Here is a 438-nt window from a genome sequence, read left to right on the forward strand (position 1 = left end):
TGATGCAGCGGGCGTTGATCACCCGCGACTTCTCACTCGCCTACATCCAGCAGGTCGGCTCTCCCGACACGCCGGTGCTGTACAACTTCGCCGCGATGTGGTCGGCGCTCGAAGGGTCGATCCTGCTGTGGGCGATGACGCTCGCGTTCTTCACCGGCGCCGTCGCCTGGCGCTTCCGCAAGCGGATCGACGACGAACTCGTCGGTTGGGCGCTCGTCGTGATGTTCGTCGTCACGGCCTTCTTCGCGATGTTGAGCTTCGGCCCCGCCGACGCGTTTGCCAGCGGGGTGGCCAACTTCGACCCGGCGACCGCTACCGGTCCGAACCCGCTCCTCCAGAACCACATCCTGGTGCTGTTCCACCCGCCGATCCTGTACCTCGGCTACGTCGGCTTCACCGTCCCGTTCGCGTTCGCGATCGCCGCGCTGATCACCGGTC

General features: G+C 66.2%; 1 protein-coding gene. It reads left to right on the top strand.

Annotated features, from left to right (window positions below; translation table 11 throughout):
• Positions 1-438 (top strand): cytochrome c biogenesis protein CcsA (gene ccsA, locus ON45_RS19580; protein WP_040496295.1); only part of this gene is annotated, 438 nt, incomplete at both ends.

Source organism: Ilumatobacter nonamiensis YM16-303 (genome assembly GCF_000350145.1).
In the GTDB taxonomy this organism is placed as follows: domain Bacteria; phylum Actinomycetota; class Acidimicrobiia; order Acidimicrobiales; family Ilumatobacteraceae; genus Ilumatobacter_A; species Ilumatobacter_A nonamiensis.